The 25730-nt window shown below is 70.6% G+C and carries 22 protein-coding genes and 2 pseudogenes; 12 read left to right on the plus strand and 12 right to left on the minus strand.

Annotated features, from left to right (window positions below; all coding sequences use genetic code 11):
- Positions 1–59: 59 nt before the first annotated feature.
- The 4 genes from cydD to hisC form a co-directional block, all read right to left on the minus strand.
- Positions 60–3554: a thiol reductant ABC exporter subunit CydD gene (gene cydD / locus KYY02_RS21915; RefSeq protein WP_371240402.1), complete on the minus strand. Its 3495-nt coding sequence runs from the start codon at positions 3552–3554 to the stop codon at positions 60–62.
- A 12-nt stretch (positions 3555–3566) separates the two neighbouring features.
- Positions 3567–4571, minus strand: coding sequence for a cytochrome d ubiquinol oxidase subunit II (cydB, locus tag KYY02_RS21920; protein ID WP_371240404.1), 1005 nt, complete (start codon positions 4569–4571; stop codon positions 3567–3569).
- Between the two features lie 20 nt (positions 4572–4591).
- Entirely contained in the window at positions 4592–6097 is a 1506-nt protein-coding gene (locus tag KYY02_RS21925) for a cytochrome ubiquinol oxidase subunit I (protein ID WP_371240406.1), read from the minus strand.
- 239 nt (positions 6098–6336) lie between these two features.
- On the minus strand, positions 6337–7416 hold the full coding sequence (hisC, locus tag KYY02_RS21930) for a histidinol-phosphate transaminase (protein WP_371240408.1): 1080 nt from the start codon (positions 7414–7416) through the stop codon (positions 6337–6339).
- A gap of 439 nt (positions 7417–7855) precedes the next feature.
- On the opposite strand from hisC, the gene KYY02_RS21935 reads away from it, so the two are divergent.
- The 3 genes from KYY02_RS21935 (at position 7856) to KYY02_RS21945 (ending at position 11577) form a co-directional block, all read left to right on the plus strand.
- A complete protein-coding gene (locus KYY02_RS21935; RefSeq protein ID WP_371240410.1) occupies positions 7856–8968 on the plus strand; it encodes a LacI family DNA-binding transcriptional regulator in 1113 nt (370 codons plus the stop codon).
- A 476-nt stretch (positions 8969–9444) separates the two neighbouring features.
- A complete protein-coding gene (locus KYY02_RS21940) occupies positions 9445–10524 on the plus strand; it encodes a metallophosphoesterase family protein (RefSeq protein WP_371240412.1) in 1080 nt (359 codons plus the stop codon).
- Positions 10525–10707: 183 nt separating this feature from the next.
- Positions 10708–11577, plus strand: a complete 870-nt coding sequence (locus KYY02_RS21945) for a hypothetical protein (protein WP_371240414.1) — start codon at positions 10708–10710, stop codon at positions 11575–11577.
- A gap of 80 nt (positions 11578–11657) precedes the next feature.
- Here the strand turns inward: KYY02_RS21945 and KYY02_RS21950 are convergent, their stop codons facing one another.
- A complete protein-coding gene (locus KYY02_RS21950) occupies positions 11658–13073 on the minus strand; it encodes a VWA domain-containing protein (RefSeq protein WP_371240416.1) in 1416 nt (471 codons plus the stop codon).
- Positions 13074–13184: 111 nt separating this feature from the next.
- Positions 13185–14981 carry a phosphomethylpyrimidine synthase ThiC gene (gene thiC, locus KYY02_RS21955; RefSeq protein WP_371240419.1) on the minus strand — a complete coding sequence of 599 codons (1797 nt, stop codon included), beginning with the start codon at positions 14979–14981 and terminating at the stop codon, positions 13185–13187.
- Positions 14982–15235: 254 nt separating this feature from the next.
- Here thiC and KYY02_RS21960 point away from each other — a divergent pair, with 254 nt between their 5' ends.
- On the plus strand, positions 15236–16666 hold the full coding sequence (locus tag KYY02_RS21960) for a YibE/F family protein (protein WP_371240421.1): 1431 nt from the start codon (positions 15236–15238) through the stop codon (positions 16664–16666).
- A 67-nt stretch (positions 16667–16733) separates the two neighbouring features.
- Here KYY02_RS21960 and KYY02_RS21965 read toward each other — a convergent pair whose 3' ends face one another.
- The 4 genes from KYY02_RS21965 to KYY02_RS21980 form a co-directional block, all read right to left on the minus strand.
- Complete coding sequence (locus KYY02_RS21965; protein WP_371240423.1) at positions 16734–17168, minus strand: SsgA family sporulation/cell division regulator; 435 nt, start codon at positions 17166–17168, stop codon at positions 16734–16736.
- Between the two features lie 98 nt (positions 17169–17266).
- A complete protein-coding gene (locus KYY02_RS21970; protein WP_371240455.1) occupies positions 17267–17980 on the minus strand; it encodes an IclR family transcriptional regulator in 714 nt (237 codons plus the stop codon).
- A gap of 307 nt (positions 17981–18287) precedes the next feature.
- On the minus strand, positions 18288–18500 hold the full coding sequence (locus KYY02_RS21975; protein WP_003991465.1) for a DUF5326 family protein: 213 nt from the start codon (positions 18498–18500) through the stop codon (positions 18288–18290).
- Between the two features lie 149 nt (positions 18501–18649).
- Complete coding sequence (locus tag KYY02_RS21980; RefSeq protein WP_030820180.1) at positions 18650–18967, minus strand: cupin domain-containing protein; 318 nt, start codon at positions 18965–18967, stop codon at positions 18650–18652.
- A 60-nt stretch (positions 18968–19027) separates the two neighbouring features.
- Here KYY02_RS21980 and KYY02_RS21985 point away from each other — a divergent pair, with 60 nt between their 5' ends.
- The 5 genes from KYY02_RS21985 (at position 19028) to KYY02_RS22005 (ending at position 22752) form a co-directional block, all read left to right on the plus strand.
- Positions 19028–19405 carry a phage holin family protein gene (locus KYY02_RS21985; protein WP_371240425.1) on the plus strand — a complete coding sequence of 126 codons (378 nt, stop codon included), beginning with the start codon at positions 19028–19030 and terminating at the stop codon, positions 19403–19405.
- 5 nt (positions 19406–19410) lie between these two features.
- Entirely contained in the window at positions 19411–19902 is a 492-nt protein-coding gene (locus KYY02_RS21990) for a low molecular weight protein-tyrosine-phosphatase (RefSeq protein WP_371240427.1), read from the plus strand.
- The gene (locus KYY02_RS21995) at positions 19899–21068 is read left to right on the plus strand and encodes a cystathionine gamma-lyase (RefSeq protein WP_371240429.1); all 1170 of its coding nucleotides are present in this window, start codon (positions 19899–19901) and stop codon (positions 21066–21068) included. The genes KYY02_RS21990 and KYY02_RS21995 overlap by 4 nt, the downstream gene beginning before the upstream one ends.
- Positions 21069–21278: 210 nt before the next feature.
- Positions 21279–22184, plus strand: coding sequence for a LysR family transcriptional regulator (locus tag KYY02_RS22000; protein ID WP_371240431.1), 906 nt, complete (start codon positions 21279–21281; stop codon positions 22182–22184).
- Positions 22185–22269: 85 nt separating this feature from the next.
- Positions 22270–22752 carry an NUDIX domain-containing protein gene (locus tag KYY02_RS22005; RefSeq protein ID WP_371240433.1) on the plus strand — a complete coding sequence of 161 codons (483 nt, stop codon included), beginning with the start codon at positions 22270–22272 and terminating at the stop codon, positions 22750–22752.
- Between the two features lie 10 nt (positions 22753–22762).
- Here the strand turns inward: KYY02_RS22005 and KYY02_RS22010 are convergent, their stop codons facing one another.
- Positions 22763–23392, minus strand: coding sequence for an HAD family hydrolase (locus tag KYY02_RS22010; RefSeq protein WP_371240435.1), 630 nt, complete (start codon positions 23390–23392; stop codon positions 22763–22765).
- Between the two features lie 203 nt (positions 23393–23595).
- Between KYY02_RS22010 and KYY02_RS22015 the strand changes: the two genes are divergently transcribed.
- Positions 23596–24462 carry a GNAT family N-acetyltransferase gene (locus tag KYY02_RS22015; RefSeq protein ID WP_371240437.1) on the plus strand — a complete coding sequence of 289 codons (867 nt, stop codon included), beginning with the start codon at positions 23596–23598 and terminating at the stop codon, positions 24460–24462.
- A 46-nt stretch (positions 24463–24508) separates the two neighbouring features.
- Here KYY02_RS22015 and KYY02_RS22020 read toward each other — a convergent pair.
- Positions 24509–24702, minus strand: a pseudogene (locus KYY02_RS22020) (heme-binding protein); the annotation flags it as partial.
- Between the two features lie 30 nt (positions 24703–24732).
- Between KYY02_RS22020 and KYY02_RS22025 the strand changes: the two are divergent.
- Both KYY02_RS22025 and KYY02_RS22030 read left to right on the plus strand, forming a co-directional pair.
- Positions 24733–25196, plus strand: a pseudogene (locus KYY02_RS22025) (MarR family winged helix-turn-helix transcriptional regulator).
- 9 nt (positions 25197–25205) lie between these two features.
- The gene (locus KYY02_RS22030) at positions 25206–25658 is read left to right on the plus strand and encodes a GNAT family N-acetyltransferase (RefSeq protein ID WP_371240439.1); all 453 of its coding nucleotides are present in this window, start codon (positions 25206–25208) and stop codon (positions 25656–25658) included.
- The last annotated feature ends 72 nt before the right edge of the window (positions 25659–25730 follow it).

Raw genomic sequence — 25730 nt, forward strand, 5'->3', positions numbered from 1 at the left:
CGAACAGACGTCCTTTCCCGGATGCTTGACGTCCCGTCACAGGAGGGGTGCCCACCGGACTAGCAGGTTGCCGACAGGAGCCCGGCCTGCTCCTCCCTGCGCGCCATCGCCCGCAACGGACCGTCCGCCGCGACGAGTTCGGCGTACGGTCCGTGCTGCACCACCCGTCCCCCGTCCAGCACGACCACCTCGTCCACCGCCTCCAGACCGGCCAGCCGGTGGGTGATGAGCAGCGTCGTACGGCCCTCGGTGGCGGCCAGCAGGTCGGTGGTGAGCGCGTCGGCGGTCGGCAGGTCGAGGTGTTCGGCGGGTTCGTCCAGCACCAGTACGGGGAAGTCCGCGAGCAGCGCCCGAGCGAGCGCCAGCCGCTGCCGCTGCCCGCCGGACAGCCGCGCCCCGTGCTCACCCACGAGCGTGTCGAGCCCTTCGGGCAGGCCGTCGGCCCACTGCAGCAGCCGGGCCCGGCGAAGTGCGTCACGCAGCTCGTCCTCGGTCGCGTCCTTCCTGGCGAGCAGCAGGTTCTCCCGTACCGAGCTGTTGAAGAGGTGCGCGTCCTGCGCACACAGCCCGACCAGCCGCCGCACGTCGTCGCCGGCCAGGGCGTACGCGTCCACTCCGGCCAGCGTGTAGGCGCCCGCGCCCGGGTCCAGGAACCGCAGCAGCACCTGTGCGAGGGTCGTCTTCCCGGAGCCGGACGGGCCGACCACCGCGATCCGTCGGCCCCGCTCGAGCGTCAGGTCCACCCCGGCGAGCGCGTTCCGGTCCTGCCCGGGGTGCCGGGCGGCCAGCCCCTTGACCACGAGCGGGAACGGCGACGCCGGCGCCTTCCGGGGCGCCTCCGGCTCCCGTACGGGGACCGGGGCGTCCAGGACCTCGTACACGCGCTCGGCGCTGCGGCGCACCCGCTGCCGGTACTGCACGGCGAGCGGCATCCCGAGGACGGCCTCGAACGCGGCCAGAGGGGTGAGGACGACGACGGCGAGGGCCACGCCGTCCAGCCGGCCGGTGACCACGGCCTGGACGCCGACGAGGGCGGCGGCCGCGACGGTCAGCCCGGAGATCAGCGCGGTGAGCCCGTCGCCGAGCGCGGTGGCGGTGGCGGCGCGCGAGGCGATCCGGGTGAGCGTGCCGTCGGCCCGGCGCGCCTCGGCGGTCCGCGCGGGCAGGGCGCCGGTGACGGTGAGCTCCGCGGTGCCGGTGAGCAGATCGGTCACCCGGGCCGCGAGGGCGCCGCGCGCCGGTGCCAGCCTGCGCTCCGCGCGCCGGGCCACGGCACCGGTCAGCAGGGGCACCCCGGCGCCCGCCGCGAGCAGTCCGGCCGCGAGCACGGCCCCGGCCTCGGGCAGCAGCCAGGCGGTGAAGCCGACGGACAGGGCGGAGACGGCGACGGCCGCACCGGCCGGCAGCAGCCAGCGCAGCCAGTAGTCCTGGAGCGCGTCCACGTCGGAGACGAGCCGGGAGAGCAGGTCGCCCCGGCGGGCGCCGCGCAGACCGGCGGGCGCCAGCCGCTCCAGCCGGCGGTACACCGCGACCCGGGTGTCGGCCAGCATGCGCAGGACGGCGTCGTGCGACACGAGCCGCTCGGCGTAGCGGAACACGGCCCGGCCGATGCCGAAGGCGCGGGTCGCCGTCACGGCCACCATCAGATACAGCACGGGCGGCTGCTGCGAGGCCCGGGAGATGAGCCAACCGGAGGTCGCCATGAGTCCGACGGCGCTGCCCAGGGCGAGGGTGGCGAGCAGCAGCGCGAGAGTGATCCGCCCCTGCCGGGCGCCGGACAGGGCACGGACGCGGGCGAGGACACCGCCCGGGGACCGTCCCCCGTCCTCGCGCTCGGCAGGCCCGCCGTCCGGTGCGGGGCCCGTTTCGACGGCCGCCGCGCTGCGGACCTCTCGGCGCGGGGACTCCCCGGGGGCCGCGGGAGCCGGTTCGGCGAGCCGCACCACCCGGTCCGCCACGGCCAGCAGCGCCGGCCGGTGCACCACGAGCAGCACCGTCCGGCCGGCCGCCAGGCGCCGTACCGCCGCCACGACATCGGCCTCGGTGGCGCCGTCCAGCGCCGCCGTCGGCTCGTCGAGCAGCAGGACGGGCCGGTCCGCGAGGAACGCGCGGGCCAGCGCGAGCCGCTGCCGCTGCCCGGCCGACAGTCCCGCTCCGTCCTCGCCGAGCACGGTCCGGGCGCCGTCGGGCAGCGCATCCACGAACTCCAGCGCCCCGGCGTCCCGCAGGGCACGCCGCACGGCGTCGTCGTCCGCGTCGGGCCGGGCCAGCCGTACGTTCTCGGCGATCGTCCCGGCGTACAGGTGCGGCCGCTGCGGCACCCAGGCGACGCGGCCGTGCCACTCGACGAGATCGAGTCCGCCGAGGTCGGCTCCCTCGATCCGCACCCGGCCTCCGGTGGGGCGGACGAACCCGAGCAGCACGTTCAGCAGGGTCGACTTGCCCGCGCCGCTCGGTCCGACGAGCGCGACCGTCTCGCCGGGGGCGACGGTGAAGGACACGTCCGTCACCGCGTCCGTGGACCGGCCCGGGTAGCGGACCGTCACGTCCTCGAAGACGAGGGCGCCCGTCGGCACCGCCGCCGTCCCCGGAGCGGGCACGGGCGTCTCCAGCACCGAGAAGATCTCCTCGGCCGCCCCGAGCCCCTCGGCGGCCGCGTGGTACTGGGCGCCCACCTGCCGCAGCGGCAGGTAGGCCTCGGGCGCCAGGACCAGGACGAGCAGGCCGGTGTAGAGGTCCATCTCGCCGTACACGAGCCGCATGCCGACCGTCACCGCGACCAGCGCCACCGAGAGCGTGGCGAGCAGTTCCAGCGCGAAGGAGGAGATGAAGGCGATCCGCAGCGTCCGCATGGTCGCCCGCCGGTACTCGGCGGTGATCCGGCGGATGGACTCCGCCTGGGCCTTGGCCCGCCCGAAGACCTTCAGCGTCGGCAGTCCGGCGACGACGTCCAGGAAGTGGCCGGACAGCCGGGACAGCACCAGCCACTGACGGTCCATGTGGGACCGGGTGGCCCAGCCGATCAGCACCATGAAGACCGGGATGAGCGGCAGGGTGCCCACGATGATCGCCGCCGAGACCCACTCCTCGGTGACGATCCGCGCGAGCACCGCCACCGGGACGACCACCGCGAGTCCCAGTTGGGGGAGGTAGCGCGAGAAGTAGCCGTCGAGGGCGTCGACCCCACGGGTGGCCAGGGCGACCAGTGAGCCGGTGCGCCGGCCGTCCAGCCATCCCGGTCCCAGCGCCGTCGCCCGCTCCAGCAGCCGTTCCCGCAGCTCCGACTTGACCGCGGCGCTCGCCCGGTGGGCGGCCAGTTCGGTCAGCCAGCCGACCAGACCGCGGCCGGACGCCACGACGACGAGAAGCAGCAGGGGAGTGCCGAGCGCTCCGACGGACAGTCCGTCCTGGAACGCGCCCACCACGATCTCGGCGATGAGCATGGCCTGGGCGATGAGCAGCACCGCGCCGACGGCGCCGAGGCCGACGACCGCCGCCAGGAAGCCACGGGTGGCGCGGGCGTACCGGAGGAGACGCGGGTCGATCGGTTTCACGTGAAACACACCTCAGTGCACGGGATCGGCGATGTGCTGGGTGCCGATCCGCTTGCGGAACACCCAGTACGTCCAGCTCTGGTAGAGCAGCACCACCGGAGTGGCGATCGCCGCGAGCCAGGTCATGATCTTCAGGGTGTAGGGGCTGGAGGAGGCGTTGGTGACGGTCAGGCTCCAGTCCGCGTCCAGCGTCGACGGCATGACGTTCGGGAACAGCGTCAGGAAGAGCATCGCCACGGCGGCCACGATGGTGACGCCGGACAGGGTGAACGACCACCCCTCGCGCCCCGCCCGGTTCGCCAGCAGGGCGGCGGCCAAGGAGGCGACCGCCACGGCCAGCGCGACCAGGCTGGCGCCGTCGCCGTGGTCGGCCTGCGTCCAGAGCAGGAAGGCCGGCGCCAGCACGGCGGTGACGAGCCCCACGCGCAGGGCCAGCTTCCGCGCCCGCTCCCGGATCTCGCCGACCGTCTTCAGCGCCGTGAACACCGTGCCGTGGAAGGTGAACAGCGTCAGCGTGACCAGGCCGCCCAGCAGGGCGTACGGGTTGAGCAGGTCCCAGACGTCGCCCACGTACTCGAACTCGGCGTCGATCTTCACGCCGCGGACGATGTTCCCGAAGGCCACGCCCCACAGGAAGGCCGGGATCAGCGAGGTCCAGAAGATCGCCGTCTCCCAGTTGCGCTGCCAGTCCTCCTCCGGCCGCTTCGCCCGGTACTCGAAGGCGACACCGCGGATGATCAGACAGACCAGGATGACCAGCAGCGGCAGGTAGAAGCCGGAGAAGAGCGTGGCGTACCACTCGGGGAAGGCGGCGAAGGTCGCGCCACCTGCGGTGAGCAGCCACACCTCGTTGCCGTCCCAGACGGGACCGATGGTGTTGATCAGCACCCGCTTCTCTGCCCGGTCGCGGGCGAGCAGCCGGGTGAGGATGCCGACCCCGAAGTCGAAACCCTCCAGGAAGAAGTAGCCGGTCCACAGGACGGCGATCAGGACGAACCAGACGTCGTGCAGTTCCATGACGGTGCAGCTCCCTCGGCCTAGTACGAGAAGGCCATCGGCTTGTCGGCGTCACGAGCGTCGCCGCCGAGCTTCGTGGGCGGGTTGAGGTCGGAGTCACCGATCTGGGGCGGGCCCGCCTTGACGTACTTGACGAGCAGCTTGACCTCGATGACGGCCAGGACGGCGTAGAGCAGGGTGAAGACGGACATCGAGATGATGACCTCGGCCGTGGACACACCGGGGGAGACCGCGTCCTCGGTCCGCATCACGCCGTAGACCACCCAGGGCTGCCGGCCCATCTCGGTGAAGATCCAGCCCCAGGAGTTGGCGATCAGCGGGAACGCCATGGTCCACAGCGCCAGAAGCCAGTACAGCCGGGTGAGCCGGGAGCCGAGCGGCCTCTTGAGCAGCACCAGGCGTGGAACCTCGTTCTCGCCGGTGCGGTGGGCGGCCGGCAGCAGGAACTTCTTGCGGGTGAGCCACAGGCCGAGGAGGCCGAGCGAGAAGGAGGCCATACCGAAGCCGATCATCCAGCGGAAGCCCCAGTAGGCGACCGGGACGATGGGCTTGTAGTCACCGGGGCCGAACTTCTCCCGCAGCGCCTCGTTGGTGTCGTTGATGCCGGGCACGTACGACTCGAAGTCGCTGTGCGCGAGGAAGGACAACAGGCCGGGTACCTCCAGGGCGACCTTGTTGTGGCCCTCGTCGACGTCCCCATAGGCGAACACGGAGAAGGGGGCCGGTCCCTCGCCGTCCCACAGGGCCTCGGCGGCGGCCATCTTCATCGGCTGCTGCTCGTACATGACCTTGCCCAGGGTGTCGCCGCTGACCGCGGTGAACAGGCCGCCGACCACGAGGGTGACCAGGCCGAGCCGGAGGGAGGTCCGCATCACCGGGATGTGCTTCCTGCGCACCAGATGGAAGGCGGCGATGCCCACCATGAAGGCGCCGCCGGTCAGGAAGGCCGCCGAGAAGCTGTGGAAGACCTGGTTGAGCGTGGTGTTCTGGGTGAGCACCAGCCAGAAGTCGGTGAGCTCGGCGCGGCCCTTCTCCTCGTTGATCCGGTAGCCGACCGGGTGCTGCATCCAGGAGTTGGCGGCGAGGATGAAGTACGCCGACAGCAGGGTGCCGATCGCGACCATCCAGATGCAGGCCAGATGGATCTTCTTGGGCAGCTTGTCCCAGCCGAAGATCCACAGTCCGATGAAGGTGGACTCGAAGAAGAAGGCGATCAGGGCCTCGAAGGCGAGCGGGGCGCCGAAGACGTCACCGACGAACCGTGAGTAGTCGGACCAGTTCATACCGAACTGGAACTCCTGCACGATGCCGGTGACCACCCCCATCGCGATGTTGATCAGGAAGAGCTTGCCCCAGAACTTCGTCGCCTTGAGGTACTTCTCCTTCCCCGTGCGCACCCAGGCGGTCTGCAGCCCCGCGGTGAGGGCGGCGAGCGAGATCGTCAGGGGAACGAAGAGGAAGTGGTAGACGGTGGTGATACCGAACTGCCATCGCGCCAGGGTCTCCGGCGCCAGAGCCAGATCCACGTCGTCGCTCCTTACTTCGCCGTGGTCGCGGCGGCCGCTTGATCCCGTTCACCACCCGACATCCAGGGCGAAAACGGGATGCGCTTGTGAAAGCGTTCACATTCACAAGCAATTATGACCTACTGCTTTTCCGGCCGGGAAGGGGGGTCCCCTGTGATGTCAACCCCATTGCGCGGACTTCCCGCGCACACGAAGGCGGCCGACGGCAGAGCCGTCGGCCGCCCGGACGAACGCGCCGGTCAGAGATCCTTGCGGAAGCCTTCCGCCACCTTCAGGAAGATGTCGTTCGCCTCGGTCTCGCCGACCGTGACGCGCACGCCCTCACCGGCGAACGGCCGGACGACCGCGCCCGCCCGTTCGCACGCTTGCGCGAACGCCGTCGTACGCTCCCCCAGCCGCAGCCAGACGAAGTTGGCCTGGGTCTCGGGCACCGTCCAGCCCTGCTCCCGCAGCGCCTCCAGCACGCGGTTGCGCTCACAGACCAGCGAGCCGACCCGGCCGATCAGCTCGTCCTCGGCGCGCAACGAGGCGATCGCCGCGTCCTGCGCGATCTGGCTCACCCCGAACGGCACCGCCGTCTTGCGCAGCGCCGCCGCCACCGGCTCGTGGGCGATGGCGAAACCGACGCGCAGCCCTGCCAGGCCGTACGCCTTGGAGAAGGTCCGCAGGACGCAGACGTTGGGCCGCTCGCGGTAGATCTCGACGCCGTCCGGCACCTCGGCGTCCCGGACGAACTCACGGTAGGCCTCGTCGAGCACCACCAGGACGTCGCTCGGCACCCGGTCGAGGAAGCGCTCCAGCTCGGCCCGCCGCACGGCCGTGCCGGTCGGGTTGTTGGGGTTGCAGACGAAGACGAGCCGGGTCCGGTCGGTGACCGCCCCGGCCATCGCGTCCAGGTCGTGCACGTCGCCCGGGGTCAGCGGCACCTGGACCGAGGTGGCACCGCTGATCTGCGTGATGATCGGGTAGGCCTCGAAGGACCGCCAGGCGTAGATCACCTCGTCGCCCGGACCCGACGTGGCCTGCAGCAGTTGCTGGGCGACACCGACCGAGCCGGTGCCGGTGGCCAGGTGGGACGCCGGGACCGCGAAGCGCTCGGACAGCTCGCCCGTCAGCGCCGTACAGGCCATGTCCGGGTACCGGTTGAAGGAGGAGGCCGCGGCCGTCACGGTCTCCATCACACCGGGCAGTGGCGGGTAGGGGTTCTCGTTGGAGGACAGCTTGTACGCCGCCGGTCCGCCGGCCGCCGCCGGCTTGCCCGGCTTGTACGTGGGGATCCCCTCCAGCTCGGCGCGCAGCTTGGGGCTCGTCTCGCTCACCGCAGTCCTCCTCGCGAAGACCGGCGGCACCCGTGTCCGCCGCCGACATCCAATACTGCTCACCCTATGAGGATTGGGTGCCGCTGCGTAGAGGAGCGGCACGTGCTCACCGGCCCCGTACGTCACAGAGACAACAAAGGCAACAGAACCCGAAGGTGCACAAAGGGCGTGCGGGCCAGGGGCGTGCCGTACATATATCTATGCGCCGGTGGCTTGCGCCGTGGCGCGCGTCCCCCGTGCAGGTGAGTTGAGACCTCTTCGCAACATCACACCCTCGACAGGTCCACATGAGCCGACACATCAGGTCCCGACATGGGAACGTTCAACATCCTTTACTTATAAGGTAGTTGAGTGCTAATGATCATGCAGAAACGTGCCTGTCAACGCGTGCATATGCGTCCGCCCTACCCCACCGCATGAGCCCTACTATCGGCTCGCCATGACAGCAGCAGGGAAGCACCAGGTGAGCCGCGCGGAAACCTCACGCCGAGGCAGCCGGCCGGGTCGAGCGGGCATCAGGGACGTGGCCGCCGCCGCCGGAGTCTCCATCACGACCGTCTCCGACGCCCTCAACGGCAAGGGCAGGCTCCCGGACGCCACCCGGCGCCACGTCCGCGAGGTGGCCGACAGACTGGGGTACCGCCCCTCGGCCGCCGCCCGTACGCTCCGCACCGGGAAGTCCGGACTCATCGGCCTGACCGTGACGACGTACGGGGATGAACCTTTCACCTTCACCGAGTTCGCGTACTTCGCCGAGATGGCGCGCGCCGCCACCTCCGCCGCACTCGCCCGCGGCTACGCCCTCGTCATCCTGCCCGCGACCTCCCGCCACGACGTGTGGTCCAACGTCGCCCTGGACGGCACGGTCGTCATCGACCCCTCCGACCAGGACCCGGTCGTCAGCGAGTTGGTCCGTCAGGGCTTACCGGTCGTCTCCGACGGCCGGCCGGCCGGCTCGCTGCCGGTCACCGCCTGGGTCGACAACGACCACGAGGCCGCCGTGACGGGCATCCTCGAGCACCTCGCCGACGCCGGCGCCCGCCGCATCGGCCTGCTCACCGGCACCACCACCGACACGTACACCCACCTGTCGACCACCGCGTACCTGCGCTGGTGCGAGCGTGTGGGCCAGGACCCGGTCTACGAGGCCTACCCCGCACACGATCCGTGCGCGGGCGCCGTCGCCGCCGACCGGCTGCTCGCCCGCCCCGACCGGCCCGACGCCGTCTACGGCCTGTTCGATCCGAACGGGACCGACCTGCTCGCCGCCGCCCGCCGCTACGGCCTGCGCGTCCCGGACGACCTGCTGCTCGTCTGCTGCAGCGAGTCCACGGTCTACGCCAACACCGAACCGCCCGTCACCACGCTCTCCCTCAAACCGCGCCGCATCGGCACGGCGGTGATCCAGCTGCTCATCGACGCCATCGAGGGGATCGACTCGGACCAGCCGGTGGAGCAGGTCATACCGACCGAGCTGATCGTCCGGTCCTCCTCGCAGCGGCGTCCGCCCCGTACGACGGTCAGCCCGCCGAGGTCGCCGAAGGGATCGTGACACGGGGCCCCGGCGGGGACGTGCTGCGGCCCGGGGTGCGGGGCTTCCGCTTCCGAGGGGAAGGCGGCGGCCACGCCGGCCGGCCGCACCTCGGAAGCGGTCGTGTCACGCACACCGGGCCGGCGCCCGGGGCTCTGGGCGGCGCCGCCTTCGCTTCCGAGGATCTCGTGCGGGTGGTTCCGGACTCCGCGGGGAGGGTTCCGCCTCCGCAGGAGGACGCGAGGATGTGCCCCCGGACGCCCCTCCGGGGGAAACGGGCCGGGCTCCCGGAGGGGGAGGGCCCGCCGACGGCGGAAGGTACGCGGCCGGGACCGTCGAATACCCCTCAAACAGGGCGAAAGCCACGGTGAACCGGAGTCTTGCTCCGATTCACCACCCCTGGGTCGTCACACGGCGCGATCCGCGTTCCTATGATGGGCCCACGACACCGCGGGCCGCTGCGACCAGGCAGTCCGACGCGGTGCAGAAGCGGCGCGATGGTGGAGGGGTCGATGACTCAGGGGGCCGGTCAGGGACCCGAGGTGGAGCGGACGGCGACGCTGCGCGACTTCCGGGTACCCGCGTACGTCCACGAGACCGGTCCGTACGCCCAGAGCACGCACCCCGGTGACGTCGTCCCGCCCTCCGAGGAGGCCTATCCGGAGGGATACACGCCCACCCAACGGGACCTCCCCATCATCAATCGGGGTGACACCGTTCAGGTGACCGTCGACCCCGCGTCCGTCCCCGCCACCGGCCAGGGGCCGCTGTACGTGGTCGGCGACGTCCACGGCTACCTCGACGAGCTGGTGGCCGCCCTCCAGGAGCAGGGACTGCTCGACTCCGCGGGCCAGTGGTGCGCCGGCACCGCGCGGCTGTGGTTCCTCGGCGACTTCACCGACCGCGGCCCGGACGGCATCGGCGTCATCGACCTCGTGATGCGGCTGTCCGCCGAGGCCGCCGCCGCCGGCGGCTACTGCAAGGCCCTCATGGGCAACCACGAGCTGCTGCTGCTCGGCGCCAAGCGGTTCGGCGACACCCCCGTCAACTCCGGCGCGGGCACCGCCACCTTCCAGGCGGCCTGGCTGCTCAACGGCGGGCAGAAGACCGACATGGACCGCCTCCAGGACCACCACCTGCAGTGGATGGCCCGCCTCGACGCCGTCGAGGCGGTCGACGGCCACCTGCTGCTGCACTCCGACACCACCGCCTATCTCGACTACGGCCGCTCCATCGAGGAGGTCAACGACACCGTCCGCGAGACGCTCACCCGCAACGACGCCGACGAGGTCTGGGACCTGTTCCGCAAGTTCACCAAGCGGTTCTCCTTCCGCGACGAGGGCGGCGCCGACGCGGTGCGCTCCCTGCTGGATACGTACGGCGGCACCCGGATCGTTCACGGCCACAGCCCGATCCCCTATCTGACGGGCGAAGTAGGTTCCGAGGACGGTGAGGAGGAGGGCGGCCCCGTGGTCACCGGACCCCACGTCTACGCCGACGGACTCGCCATCGCGATGGACGGCGGGGTCACCATGGCCGGAAAGCTGCTGGTCCAGCAACTGCCGCTGGGCTCCTGACGGCGCGGCGGGCCGTGACCGTGCGGCCCGCAACCGCACCGTGCACGTGCCAATTTCGGTAAACCCCCTGTCACCGCGCGCCGTCACCGCTCTACCATCGGCTTATCCGTAGCAGGCTCCCCTCCGTTTCTGCCCGACGGCTCGTCAGCATGCCGAGCCCCAAGCCCTACGGAGCATCGGGGGATGCACATGAACAGCGTTCCGCAGCACCTGCTGAGCGAGGACCGCCAGGAGTACGAGCGGGTTCTCGATGAGGCGCTGCGCTCCGCACCACACCACCCGGAACTGGCCGCGGTCGGACAGCGGCTCAACTCGGAACAACTGCGCACGATGGCGCTCAACGCCACCGCCGTCATCACGGCGGCCGCGGCGACGGAGTACCAGCACTACGTGAAGGTCCGCGAGAAAATGCGCCGGCCACCGGCGTCGTCCGCCCCGTCCGTCCGCGAGTCCGGTTCCACCGAGCCGGGCACGAACACGGTGGGGATCGCCGCCACCGTGGGGGAGGTCGCCGAGACCGCCGGGGCCGGTGCCGTCGCCGTCGTCGCCGTCCTGGCACCCGTCCTGGCCGGAACCGCGGCCGCGATCTTCCTGTTCGTCGGCTACGTCCTGCGGATGCTCGATCCCGGTGCCGCGTTCGCCCGGACCATGCTCACCACGGGATGGGTGTTCGGCGCGGTGACGGCGGTCGCCATCCTCGTCGCCGCCGTGGGCCTGCTGCTCACCGCGCTGCGCAACAAGCCCTCGGTGCTCGACGGGTCGTACCGCGAACTCGACGGGGAGGTGACCCGGGCCAGGGACGCCTGGTGCGAGGCCCTGCTGGAGCGGGGGATCCTGCCGTTCCTGCGGGACGCGCTCACCGACCCGGCGACGGTCACCGCACTGCAGCACGCGGCGCCGCCCCCGCCGGCCGGACGTATCCCGCGCCTGGGGTACGACCGGCCGGGTTTCTCCAGCCCGGAGGAGGGGACGGCCCGTGGCACACGGCCGAGCTACTCCAGTCCGGACTACTCGAGCCCGGACTTCGGGGGACCGGAGCACCAGCCGGAGTAGCCGGGCGGCCCGTCCGTCGGCTCGCGCCTTCCTGCCGGAAGCGCGAGCCGAGTGGCCGGGGCGGGCGAACGGGCCGGGCCTCAGAGAATCCCCGCCCGCCCCGCGGCCGTGATCCACTGCGGGAATTCGGACAGCAGGCGGTCGTACAGCTCAGCGTCCGGCACGGTGCTGATGTCGTCGACGGCGAAGAACCCGACGTTGTCGACGCGGCGTCCCGGCAGGGTGTCGAACCGCTCCAGCACGCCGTAGTCGGACCTGCCCAGCCCCACGAACTGCCAGAAGACCGGCTCCTCCACCGCCTCACGGAGCTCGCGCTCGATCTCCTTGTTGCGGTAGACGCCGCCGTCGGAGAAGAACAGGACGAGGGTCGGAGCGGACGCGGGGTGGTCCCGGACGAACGCGCGCACCTCGGCGATGACCTTCTGCTCCTCGTTCTGGATGCCCACGTCCCGCATGTCGACCTGGCTGGGCTCCAGCCCTCTCTTCCGCCCGCGCCGGAACAGGCCCACCTCCCCCACGCGCACATGCAGCCGCAACCACTCGGGAAGCTCCCCCAGCCGCAGGTCCGGCAGCCGGGCCGGGTTCGAGGCGAAGGTCCAGGCCTGCATCTCGCCGTCGTCGTCCAACTGCGCCGCGACCGCCGCCATCCGTTCGACGACATCGGCCACGACCCCCTTGGAGTACAGGAAGGACATGGACCCGGAGGCGTCGAGCACGAGGACGACCCGCGCGGTGGCCTCGGCGGCCCCGTGCTTGCGCAGGCTGACCGCCACCTGCTCCTTGCGCAGCGACAACCGCTTGCGCATGTCGACGGGCAGTCGCTCCTCGCCCTTGGTGAGCCGCGGAGCACCTGGGCGGGGGCGGGGCGCGGAAGGCTGCCGGGCGGGTGCGACCGGCACGGCGGGAGGAACGGGCGGGGGTGGCGGGGCCGGGGCCGCGGGGGAAGCGGACGGAACCGGGGGCGCGTCGTCCACGGTGATGCCGAAGTCCGTGGCCAGGCCCGCGAGCCCGGCGGCGTATCCCTGCCCCACCGCCCGGAACTTCCACTTCCCCTGCCGTCGGTACAACTCGCCGCCGATGAAGGCGGTCTCCGTCCCCGCCGCCATGTCGAACCGGGCCAGTTCGGCCCCCGCCCCGGTGTCGAGCAGCCTGAGCACCAGTCCCGGCACCTGCCCGAACGTCCCGCCGTCCGCCGACGCGCACAGCACGATCCGCTCGACGACTCCTTCCACGGCGTCCAGATCCACTTCGACGGTGTCGGTCGTTTCCCGCGCGCCGTGCTGTTTCCCGAGATGCGTCACGGCGCCGGACGCGTGACGAGACTGGTTGTAGAAGACGAAGTCCCCGTCGCCCCGCACCCGCCCGGCCTCCGTGAGGAGCAGTGCCGAGGCATCGACGTCGGGCACACCGGTCCCGGCCGTCCAAGCGAGCTCAACGCGCACCACGCGGGCATCGACGGGACGATTGGACCCCTTGCTCATCGGACTCGCTGTCATGGGGCCAGTCTGCCCACCCTTCCGGGTGAAGGGGAGGGACGATCACATCCTGCCGCCCGTGGGGACGGCGCCCGCCGCGGGCACCGCCCCCACGCCGCCTGTGGCGAACGCTCAGTCCGCGATCGGCAGGTACACGCGATTGCCCGCCTCCGCGAACTCCTTCGACTTCTGAGCCATTCCCTCCTCGATCTCGTCCCGGCTTCCACCGTGTTCACGACGGATGTCCTGGGAGATCTTCATCGAACAGAATTTCGGTCCGCACATCGAGCAGAAGTGGGCCGTCTTGGCGGGTTCCGCCGGCAGGGTCTCGTCGTGGAACCCGCGTGCCGTGTCCGGGTCGAGGGCCAGGTTGAACTGGTCCTCCCACCGGAACTCGAAGCGGGCGTCGGAGAGCGCGTCGTCCCACTCCTGGGCACCCGGATGGCCCTTGGCCAGGTCGGCGGCGTGAGCGGCGATCTTGTAGGTGATGACGCCGGTCTTGACGTCGTCGCGGTTGGGCAGGCCCAGGTGTTCCTTGGGCGTGACGTAGCAGAGCATGGCCGTGCCCCACCAGGCGATCATCGCGGCGCCGATGCCGGACGTGATGTGGTCGTAGGCGGGCGCGACGTCCGTCGTCAGCGGTCCGAGCGTGTAGAACGGGGCTTCGTCGCAGATCTCCTGCTGGAGGTCGATGTTCTCCTTGATCTTGTGCATCGGAACGTGTCCCGGGCCCTCGATCATGGTCTGAACGTTGAAACGCTTCGCGACCGTGTTGAGCTCCCCGAGCGTGCGCAACTCCGCGAACTGCGCCTCGTCGTTGGCGTCCGCGATGGACCCCGGCCGCAGACCGTCGCCGAGCGAGTACGTGACGTCGTACGCGGCGAGGATCTCGCAGAGCTCCTCGAAGTTCTCGTAGAGGAAGGACTCCTTGTGGTGCGCCAGGCACCACGCGGCCATGATCGAGCCACCGCGGGAGACGATGCCGGTCTTGCGGTTGGCGGTGAGCGGCACGTACGCCAGGCGTACGCCCGCGTGGACCGTCATGTAGTCCACGCCCTGCTCGGCCTGTTCGACGACCGTGTCCTTGTAGATCTCCCAGGTCAGTTCCTCGGCCCGGCCGTCGACCTTCTCCAGAGCCTGGTAGAGCGGCACGGTGCCGATGGGGACGGGGGAGTTGCGCAGTACCCACTCGCGGGTGGTGTGGATGTTGCGTCCGGTGGAGAGGTCCATGACCGTGTCGGCGCCCCAGCGGGTCGCCCAGGTCATCTTCTCGACCTCCTCCTCGATGGAGGACGTCACCGCCGAGTTGCCGATGTTGGCGTTGACCTTCACCAGGAACCGCTTGCCGATGATCATCGGCTCGATCTCCGGGTGATTGACGTTGGCCGGCAGCACCGCCCGGCCCGCCGCGATCTCCTCACGGACCACTTCGGGGGAGACGTTCTCCCGGACCGCCACGAACTCCATCTCGGGTGTGATCTCGCCGCGGCGCGCGTACGCCAGTTGTGTGACCGCCCGGCCCGCGCGCCCTCGGCGCGGCAGGCGCGGACGGCCGGGGAACACGGCGTCGAGGTTGCGCAGGCCCCCGCGCGGAGAGGTGTGCTTGATCCCGTCGTCCTCGGGGCGGACGGGACGGCCCGCGTACTCCTCCGTGTCGCCGCGGGCGATGATCCAGTTCTCCCGCAGCGGAGCCAGGCCCCGGCGGACGTCGGTGTCGACGAGCGGATCGGTGTACGGGCCCGACGTGTCGTACAGCGTGACCGACTGCCCGTTGGTGAGGTGCACCTGCCGGACCGGCACCCGCAGGCCGGGGCGTGAGCCCTCGACGTACGCCTTGTGCCAGCCGACGGACTTCCCGGCCTCCCCGTTCGCCGACGTCTCCGTCGGGTTCTGTGTGGAGGCAGGCGTGCGTGCGTCCTTGTTGGTCATGAGACCTACTCCCTACGCCGGCATTACCCGGTAACAGGTTCGGCGGTCGACGCAGCGGTTTCCGTCTACCGACGTTCCATGTGAAACATCACTCATCGATCGGTGATGTTTCATGTGAAACATCGCTGGGACGGAGGTCAGCGCCCTCTCAGCCCGGTGCTCCGAGCTCCCGCGTGTACAAAAGCGCCTCCACGCTAGCGTCATTTCTGGCGCGGTGCACAGAGGGCCCGTCCGGTTCTTGCGATGATCGGGCGGTGACCCCCACTCAGCCTCCCCCGTACCAACCGCCCGAACCACCGCACGCATCCGGTGCCGGAGACGACGGTGGTCACGGCCACGCGCACGGACACGGGCACAGCCACGGTCACGGCCCGGCGGCTCCCGTCTCCCAGCACCTGCGCAAGGTCATCGCGGCGATCCTGATCCCGTTCGCGACGGCGGTGCTGATCGGACTCGCCGTGCTGTGGCCGGGCGGCGCCCCGGCGCACGAGCGCACCGGCGTCGGATTCGACCGGCAGACACAGCACGCCACGGTCACGAAGGTGGTCGAGGTGAGCTGTCAGTCCGTCAACGCCTCCGGGGGCGCCCCGACCGGTGACACCTCCACGGCCGAGGGCTCGTCCGCCCAGCAGCAGGCGGACGGCACCTGCAAGAAGGCGACGATCCGGGTCGACACCGGCGACGACAAGGGTCGTACGTTCGACGAGATCGTGCAACCGGACCAGTCGCGGCAGCTGAGCGAGGGCCAGAAGGTCGTGGTCGCCTACGAGCCCTCCGCACCCGAGGACCTCCAGTACTCGGTCACCGACGTGAACAGGCGCTTCCCTCTGACGCTGCTCGCCGGCGTCTTCGCGCTCGCCGTCGTGGCCGTGGGGCGGCTGCGTGGCGTCATGGCGCTGGTCGCGCTGGCGATCAGCTTCCTGGTGCTCACCTTCTTCATCCTGCCCGCGATCCTGCAGGGGTCGAACCCTCTGGTCGTGGCGGTGGTGGGGGCGAGCGCGATCATGCTGATCGCCCTGTACCTGTGTCACGGGCTGTCTGCACGCACCTCGGTGGCGGTGCTCGGCACGCTGATCTCGCTGCTGCTGATCGGTGTCCTGGGCTCGTTGTTCATCGAGTGGGCCGCGCTGACCGGCAACACCGACGACAACACCGGCCTGATCCACGGGCTGTACCCCGGGATCGACATGAGCGGTCTGCTGCTGGCCGGCGTCATCATCGGTTCGCTCGGCGTCCTCGACGACGTGACGGTCACCCAGACGTCCGCGGTCTGGGAGCTGCACGAGGCCAACCCGTCGACGGGCTGGCGAGGGCTGTACCGCGCGGGCATCCGCATCGGCCGCGATCACATCGCGTCGGTGGTCAACACGCTGGTCCTCGCCTACGCGGGTGCCGCGCTGCCGCTGCTGCTGCTGTTCTCCATCGCGCAGAGCGGCGTGGGGACGGTCGCCAACAGCGAGCTGGTCGCGGAGGAGATCGTACGCACCCTGATCGGCTCGATCGGCCTGGTGGCCTCGGTGCCGGTGACCACGGCCCTGGCCGCGCTGGTGGTCTCGGCCGACCGCCCGGCGGCTCAGGCACGGACGCAGGGGCACGGACCGGCACGGACACAGGAGGCCGGGCAGACACCGGATGCGCGGTCGACCGCCGGGCGCGGCGGCCGGGGCAGGCGCCGTAAGCGCTGATGTCCCGCGTGGCGGGCGGAGCGCGCTGAAGCGTTCCGCCACCGGCCCACCCGGCTGGCGTAACGCTTCAGCCGGCGCTCTGCTCCGCCAGGATCCGGTCCAGCGCGTCGTCGAGGTGGGCGTCGAAGTCGGCGAGCGCCCTCTCCTGGCCCAACGGCACCAGTTTGTCGGTGCGGTCGAGGAAGGCCACGAGCGGTGCGGTCGACGAACGGAACAGCGCCTGGTCGCTGCCGACCTGGAGCCGGATCAGCACCTCGCCCAGCGCGTCGGGGTCCACCGGCGAGACGCGTACGTCGCCCTCCCCGCACGGTCGGCCGACGCCGTCGATCAGCAGTTCCCGGCCGAAAGCCCAGGTCACGGGAGCATCCCCCGGCAAGTGGAAGGTCAGCCGCACGGCGTAGGGATCACAGGTGTCGTAACGGAGCTCCACCGGGATGCGGAAGGACAGCTCCTCCGACACGAGAAAGCTCATCATGACCTCTGCCTGTACGGTTTCGCGCATCGCCTACCCCGTCATTCGCCACGGACTGGCCGGGCATGGACCCTGACACCAGAGGGAATCTTGCTGAACGTACACAGCAGATCACAAGGAGTGAGTTTTCAGATACTGATAGACAGCGAGAGCGACCCGACGAGACGTCCCATTTCGGCCTGCAGTCGCTGTGCCGCGGGGACGAGCCGGTCGGCCTGGTGTGCGGGCAGCGAGATGGCCACCGACCCCGGCGTGCTGCCGACGGTGAGGGGGACCGCCGCGCACACCGTCCCCAGGGCGTACTCCTGCCGCTCCGTCACCGGATCCATCCGTCGCGTCCGCTCCAGGCGCCTCAGCAGACGGTGGGCGTCGCGCACGGTGTAGGGCGTGACGGACCGCACGGGATGGCGGTCGAGATGGTCGCGGCGCGCCTCCTCGTCGAGCTGTGAGAGCAGACACTGCCCGATCGCGTGGGCGTGTCCGGTCTCCCGGAAGTCGGCCCACTCCTCGACCGCGGGGTGGGCGGGAGCGTCGGAGACGCAGACGACGTCGATCTCGCCCTCGCGGTACACGGCGTAGTACACGGGGGTGCCGACCGCGTCCCGCCAGCGGGCGAGGGTGTCGACCACCGTGCTGCGACGTTTCTGCTCCGCTCCGTTGCTGCTCAGCCGTTCTGCCGCCTCCCCCAGGAAGAACAGCCCCTTGTCGCGGCGCAGATAGCCCTCGTGCACCAGGGTGCGCAGCAGGTGGTACGTGGTGGGGAGCGCGAGGCCGGTCTCCCGGGCCAATTGCTTGGCGGGAGCCCCGTAGTGGTGTCCGGCGACGGTCTCCAGCAGGCGCATGGCCCGCTGGACGGAGCCGATGAGGGTCGCGGTGGGCGGCGGCGCGGGGGCCGGCGAGCGGGGCTGCGGAGGAACCGCGGTCAGCTGCGCGGAGCCGGTGCCAGTCCTGGCCAAGGGGCACTCCCGAAACACGAGGGGGCAGCCCGTGCGAGGAACACGGGTGAGGGTCGCCGCTCACGGGGATCGCCCCCGCGTCGAGTTCCGGACTCTAACCGGCTGTCACCGCACGCAGGCGGTCCGCCGGAGAAACTTCCCCCGCCCGGGGGAACCGGAGATTCCCATTACCGCCTCACCGGTCCCCCTCGGTTCACCAGTCGCTGCGTGACGAGGAACTCGACGTGAACTTCCGCACGACGTAGATCAGTCCGCCGACCAGCGCCACGAAGACCAGCACCTTAAAGAGCAGCCCGATCACGAAGCCGACCACGCTCGCTATCAGCCCGCCGAACACGACCAGGGCGATGACCGGCACCGCGACCCACTTCACCCACCACGGCAGTCCCGCGAAGATCTCTCGCATCGCCCTCGTCCTTGCCTCTCCGCCCGCCGAGTGCCGGGTCGCGTCGATGATGTCCTGCACTCGATGCTAGGGCTGCGGGTGCTCCGGCGGGGGCCTCGGATCCCTTGTCCTCCCCTGACCGTTCCCCTAGGGAACCCCGGCAGCGTCCCTCAGCTCTCGGGGGGAGAGAACACCACCAGGACCCGCAGGTCCTCGCTGATGTGGTGGAACTTGTGGGCCACCCCGGCCGGCACGTACACGACGCTGCCGCGCGCCACCTGGGTGGTCTCCATGCCGACGGTGATCGCCGCGCGGCCGCTGACGACGAAGTACACCTCGTCCTGACCGTGCGGCTGCTGCGGGTCCTGGGCGCCGGCGTCCAGGGCGTAGAGGCCCACGGACATGTTCCGTTCGCGCAGGAACTGCAGGTACGCCCCGTCGTTGGCGGCGCGCTCCGCCTCCAGTTCGTCCAGCCGGAATGCCTTCATCGCCTTGTCCCGCCCCTGCCTCGCTGCCCGCGTCCGATCGTGTCTGTCACGATCAGACACATGATGAATTTCCTAGTCAAGACGATCGCCAACGCGGGCGCCCTGGCGGTAGCGGTGTGGCTGCTCGACGACATCACCCTGACCGGTGACAGCACGGGCAAGGAGATCGGCACGCTGCTCCTGGTCGCGTTGCTCTTCGGGTTGGTGAACTCCCTGGTCAAGCCGGTGGTGAAGCTGCTGAGTCTCCCCCTGCTCATTCTGACGCTGGGGCTGTTCACCCTGGTGGTGAACGCGCTGATGCTGCTGCTCACCTCCTGGCTCGCCGACCGGCTCGACCTGAGCTTCCATGTGGAGGGCTTCTGGACGGCCGTACTGGGCGGCCTGATCGTCTCCGTCGTCTCCTGGGCGCTCAGCGTCGTCCTGCCCGACGAGGACTGAGCACGATGACCTACCGCGTCTGCTTCGTCTGCACCGGCAACATCTGCCGCTCCCCGATGGCCGAGTCCGTCTTCCGCGCACGGGTGGCGGAGGCCGGACTCGACGATCTGGTCGAGGTGGACAGCGCCGGTACGGACGGCTGGCACGAGGGCGAGGCCGCCGATCCCCGCACGGTGACCGTGCTGCGGGAGAACGGCTACGGCACCGGCCACACGGCCCGGCGGTTCGCCCCGTCCTGGTACGCCCGCCTCGATCTCGTCATCGCGCTCGATTCCGGCCACCTCAGGGCGCTGCGCCGCCTCGCGCCCACGGAGCGGGACGCCGACAAGGTGCGTCTGCTGCGCTCCTACGATCCCGCCGTCGGCGACGACCCCGACGTGCCGGACCCCTACTACGGGGGTGCGGACGGATTCGACGCGTGTCTTGAGATGGTGGAGGCGGCGAGCACCGGACTGCTCGCCGCGGTACGTGAGCAGGTGAAAGGACGAGCGGCATGAACGATTCGACGACGGGCGCGGGCCACGGGCCGGCGCTGGCGGGCGGGGCGGGCGACGGCACCCGCGCGGTGCGGGCCGGGCTGCCCGAGCCGGTCAAGCACGAGCCGACCCTGCCCGGACCGGTGTTCGCCGCCCACTTCCACCTGCCGGGCGATCCCACCGGCCCGTACACCTACGGCCGGGACGAGAACCCCACCTGGACGCTGCTGGAACGGGCCATCGGCGAGCTGGAGGCGCCCGGCCGGAACGACGTCGAAGCCCTGGTGTTCGCCTCGGGCATGGCCGCGATCTCCTCGGTGCTCTTCTCCCAGCTGCGCGCCGGGGACGCGGTCGTCCTGCCGAACGACGGCTACCAGGCCCTGCCCCTGGTGCGGGACCAGTTGGAGACGTACGGCATCGAGGTGCGGACCGCGCCGACGGGCGGCGACGCCCAGCTCGACGTCCTCGACGGCGCGAAGCTGCTGTGGATCGAGACGCCCTCGAATCCGGGGCTCGACGTGTGCGACGTACGACGGCTGGCCGAGGCGGCACACGCGCGCGGCGCCCTGGTCGCCGTCGACAACACCCTCGCGACGCCCCTCGGCCAGCGTCCGCTGGATCTCGGCGCCGACTTCTCGGTGGCCAGCGGCACCAAGCAGCTCACCGGACACGGCGACGTGCTCCTGGGGTACGTCACCGGCCGGAACACCGAGGCCATGGCCGCCGTCCGCCGCTGGCGCAAGATCGCCGGCGCCGTTCCGGGGCCCATGGAGGCCTGGCTCGCGCACCGTTCGATCGCCACGCTCCAACTGCGCGTCGACCGGCAGAACGCCACCGCGCTGACGCTCGCCCGGACACTGAGCGAGCGGCCCGAGGTCACGGGGCTGCGTTATCCGGGGCTGCCCGACGACCCCTCGCACGAGATCGCCTCGCGGCAGATGCGGCGCCACGGGTGCGTGGTGTCCTTCACGCTGCCCACGCGCGAGCGTGCGAACCGTTTCCTCGACGCGTTGCGGCTCGTGGACGACGCGACGAGCTTCGGCGGCGTACGGTCCACGGCGGAGCGGCGCGGACGCTGGGGCGGGGACGCGGTGCCGGAGGGCTTCATCCGTTTCTCCGTGGGAGCCGAGGACCCGGAGGACCTGATCGCGGACGTCCTGCGTGCCCTGGACGAATCAGCCGGCTGACCGGTCGGTCCGGCAGGCGCCCAGCACCCTGCGGCGGACGGTCCGAGCCTCCCCCCTCGTGGCTCGGACCGTCCTCGGTTCCACGCGCGAAGAACCGCGTCACCAAGGCTAGTTGACTCAGTGTCAGTGTCCAATCACGGTAGCGACAGCGACCTATCGACTTATTTATGGTTGGACATCCGGAGCAGGGTCGGCGAGGGAGGGTGTGGCGTGGATCTGGCCTTGCTGCGGACCTTTGTGACCGTGCACCGGGCCGGTTCCTTCACCCGTGCCGCCGCTCTGCTCGGCCTCTCCCAGCCGACCGTCACCTCGCAGATAAGGACGTTGGAGCGGCAGTTGGGGCGACCCCTGTTCCTTCGGCAGGCGCGCGGTGTGACACCGACGACCATCGGGGACGAGCTCGCCCACAAGGCGGCGCCACACCTCGACGCCCTGGTGAAGATAGCCGAGTCCGGGCTGGAGGAGGACTCCTCCCTACGGACGCTTCATCTGGCCGGCCCTTTGGAGTTCACCGCCGAACGGGCACTGCCCGCGCTCACGGAGCTGACCGGCGAGGACGGTCAGGGCTTCGCCCTGCGTACCTCCTTCGGCACCGCCGAGGAGGTCCTGGAGGGACTGGCCACCGGACACCATGATCTGGCCATCAGCACGGTCCAGCCACGCGGCGCCCTGCTCTCGGCGACTGCACTCTGCGACGAGGAACACGTCCTGGTCGCCGCCCCGCGCTGGGCCGAACGTATCGGCTCCGGCACGCTCCTCCGCACGGGGCCGTCTGCCCTGACACACATTCCGGTGGTCGAGGTGCACGAGTCGCTGCCCTTTGTCACCCGCTACTGGGCCTCCGTCTTCGACTCCCGCCCTGTCGTCCCGGGCACCGTCATCGTCCCGGATCTACGCGCGGTGCTGGCCTGCGCCGCTGCGGGAGCGGGACTGGCGGTACTGCCCCGCTACCTCTGTACAGGCGCACTCGAGCAGGGCGATGTGGTGGTCCTGTACGAACCGGCGGTGCCTCCGCTGCGTACGTACTTCCTGGTGGTCCGCACCGGCACGCTGGCGATGCCGCACGTCGCGCGGGCCCACGAGTGGCTGGAGCGGGCGGCCGCCGGTTGGTGCTGACCCCCAGGGCAGTGACCACCGCGGGAAGCCGGCCGCTGCCCTCCCGCGATGTTTCACGTGGAACCAGCCGGGCCACATTCCCTCCATGACCGTCCGACCCGTGGTCAAGCGCACCGCCCGAGCCGTCCTGCTGGACGGCGAGAACCTGATTCTGATCAAGCGCACCAAACCCGGCGTGGATCCCTACTGGGTCACCCCTGGTGGCGGGGTCGAGCCGGAGGACTCGACCGTCGTCGACGCCCTGCACCGCGAGGTGTACGAGGAGCTCGGTGCGAAGATCACCGATGTGGTGCCCTGTTTCGTGGACACCGTGGAGCACATCGATGAGGACGGCGGTGCCGCCGGCGTGAAGGTGCAGCACTTCTTCGCATGCCGCCTGGAATCCATGGACCCGTCCCTGCGCCACGGCCCGGAGGTCGACGAACCAGTCGGCGAGTACGAGATCGTCCGTGTGCCGTTCACCCGCGTCGGGATCGCCTCCGTCCACCTGGTGCCACTGTCGCTGCGGCACTATCTGGACGGCAACATCGAGGGTGTACGCGCCATGCACGCCTCGGACCTGGGGTGACGCCCACCTCTTACAGGGCTCGCACCAGTTCGCAGGCCTCCCAGAGGTCCCGCCCCGTGTAGGAGTGGGTCGCGAGGCCGGTCAGATGCCGATCCGCGTTGACCGCGACGGAGACCGGCACCACGCCGAACAGGTCCTTGTCCGACATCGAGTCGCCATAGGCGACGCAGTCCGCGCGGGTCACCCCGAACTCCGCGCACAGACGGTCGGCGATCCGGACCTTGGCCGCCGCGCTGAGGACGCCGGCCGGGTCCACGGGCTCCGTGAACGGCACGGCGGGAAAGCGAGAGCCGTACGCCGCGTGCGCACCCCAGTCGGTGAGACGCTCCACGAAGAAGGACGGGGACAGCGAGACAACGGCGCAGTAGTCACCGTTCCGCGTGAGCTCTGCCCAGACCTCGCGGATCCGGGCCAGCCATGGAGCCGCTTCGAACGCTGCCGCCACATGTTCCTCCGTGAGGCCCGCCCAGAGCGTGTGCACCTGTGTGGCGTACTCGGGTGGCCCGATGAGACCGGAGGAGATCGCCCGGTCGAGAGCCGCCGTCTCGGCTTCCAGTCCCAGTTGCCGCGAGATCTCCACGGGAGCCGAGCTGCCGTGGAGCAGAGTGCCGTCGAGATCGAAGAGATGAAGCCTCGCCATGAGCCAGGAGGTTAACCGGCCCTGTTCCCTTCGTCTGCCGACCAAGGGAAAGGAATCGACCACGTACCGTTCTCGCATGTTTCACGTGAAACATCCCGCGCCCGTGTTCCCTCTCCGCCCATGCCCCCGGCATGGCCGAAAGCTCGCACGAGTCACCCGAAACGGGTGGACGCCGAAGCCCTCCGTCGGACAGCCTGACCTGCGTGCCGACACCTTCCCTTGCTTCTCTGCCCATCCGCCGTCTGACGCTCCGCGACCTCAACGCCTGCGCCGACCTGTCCGAGGACCGGGGATGGCCACGGGAGGAGCACAAGTGGGGGCTCCTCCTCACGGCCGGGAAGGGGTACGGCATCGACGACCCCGGCGGTGGTCTGGTGGCCGCCTGTGTCGTCACCGAGTACGGGCCGCGGGAACAGCCCGCTCTCGCGGCCGTCGGCATGGTCCTGGTCGCCGGACGGCATGCCCGCCGGGGCGTGGGACGCCGGCTCATGCGGCACATCGTCTCCGCGATGGGTGCCACACCCCTCACCCTGCACGCGACCTCATGCGGCCGACCGCTCTACGAGGAACTCGGTTTCAAGGTCATCGGCCGCGCCGAGATGCTGCGCGGACGCTTCGTCCCCACGGGCGACCGGCCAGAGGTCGCCACCCGGGCCGCGACCGCGGAGGATCTCCCCGAGGTCGCCCGGCTCGACGAGGAGGTGTTCGGTGCCGACCGGACGCCCATCGTCACCCGCCTGCCCGCCTTCGCCGATCACCTGCGTGTCGCCGAGGAGAACGGACGGATCATCGGTTACGCGGCCGCCTGGCCCAACATGGAGACCCATGTCGTGGGTCCACTCATCGCCCGCGACACGACCACGGCCGAGGCACTGCTCGCTTCGCTCGCCGCCCGCACGGACCGGCCGCTGCGCACCGACATCGATGTGCGTCACGAAGAACTGCTGAGCTGGGCGAAGGCGCACGGACTGGCGTCCGTCACGTCGAACGCCGTCATGGCGTACGGGATCACGGAGTTGCCCGGGGACCGGAACCGACGGTTCGCCCCGGTGACGGTCGCTGCGGCCTGACGCCCGTCGGCCCTGGCCTCGGGACCGACGGGCGTCGGCATCGGACGAGGACCTCCACCGCGTCCGTGGCGAAGGCGTGGTCCTGCTCCGGGGTGCCACCACCGACACCGATCGCACCAGTCAACCGGCCGTCGCGCCGGACGGGCGCGCCCCGGCGATGAACAGCAGCAGCCGGTCGAGTGCGGTGAGCGGGGTGTGGGAGGGGCTTCCGGGCTGCACGGTGTCCACGAGGTCGTCGATGAGCGCGCTCATCTGGAACGCGAAACGCCCATGACAGCCATGAATCCCACGCTCACCGCCCTCGCTCAGGGCTGGTGCGCCCTCTCCCTGCTGCACGGGAGAATCGGGCCCACATCGAGCGCGCCCTTCAGGCCCGGCACGACCTGAGCGTGCGGGAGCACTCCCTGCTCGGCGTACTGAGCCGACAGCACGACGGTGACGGGGGCCACCTGCAAATGAAGCAGGTCGCCGACGCGGTCGTACTCAGCCAGAGCGCCACCACGCGCCTGGTCACCCGCCTCGAGGACCGTGGGCTGCTGGAGCGCTACCTGTGCCCCACCGACCGCCGGGGCATCTACACCAACGTCACCGAGGCCGGTCTCAAGCTGCTGGACGAGGCACGGCCGATCAGCGACACGGCCCTGCGCGAGGCTCCCGGCAAGGCGGCGGAGGATCCCGAACTCGCTCCCCTGGTCCGGGCCGTGGAGACGCTGGAGGCGCCGGTGCCCGCGTAGGGTGCCGGTATGGAAGATCTGGAGATAAGGGCCGCGGTCGCCGACGACGTTCCCGCGATCGTCGGCATGCTCGCGGACGACCCCCTGGGTGCGCGGCGTGAGTCGCCGGACGACCTCGGCCCGTACCTGACCGCCCTGGAGCGGCTCAGCGCCGACCCGAACCAGCACCTGGTCGTCGCGGTCCGCGAAGGCCGCGTCGTCGGCACGCTTCAGCTCACGGTCGTTCCCGGGCTCTCCCGCCGCGGCGCCACCCGGTCGATCATCGAAGCGGTCCGCGTCCACGCGGACGAGCGCGGCAGCGGCCTGGGAAGCCGGCTCGTCGAGTGGGCGATCGACGTCTCCCGCCGCGAGGGCTGCCACCTGGTCCAGCTGACCTCCGACAACACCCGGACCGATGCCCACCGCTTCTATGAGCGGCTCGGCTTCACGGCCTCCCATGTGGGCTTCAAGCTGGCGCTGTGACAAGGAACCGGGGTTCTGTTCCCCCTGGAACAGAACCCCACGCCCACTGCCTGACCGCCGGGGGGCTAGCCG

It is taken from the genome of Streptomyces pimonensis (assembly GCF_041380215.1).
GTDB classification, from domain to species: Bacteria; Actinomycetota; Actinomycetes; order Streptomycetales; family Streptomycetaceae; genus Streptomyces; species Streptomyces pimonensis.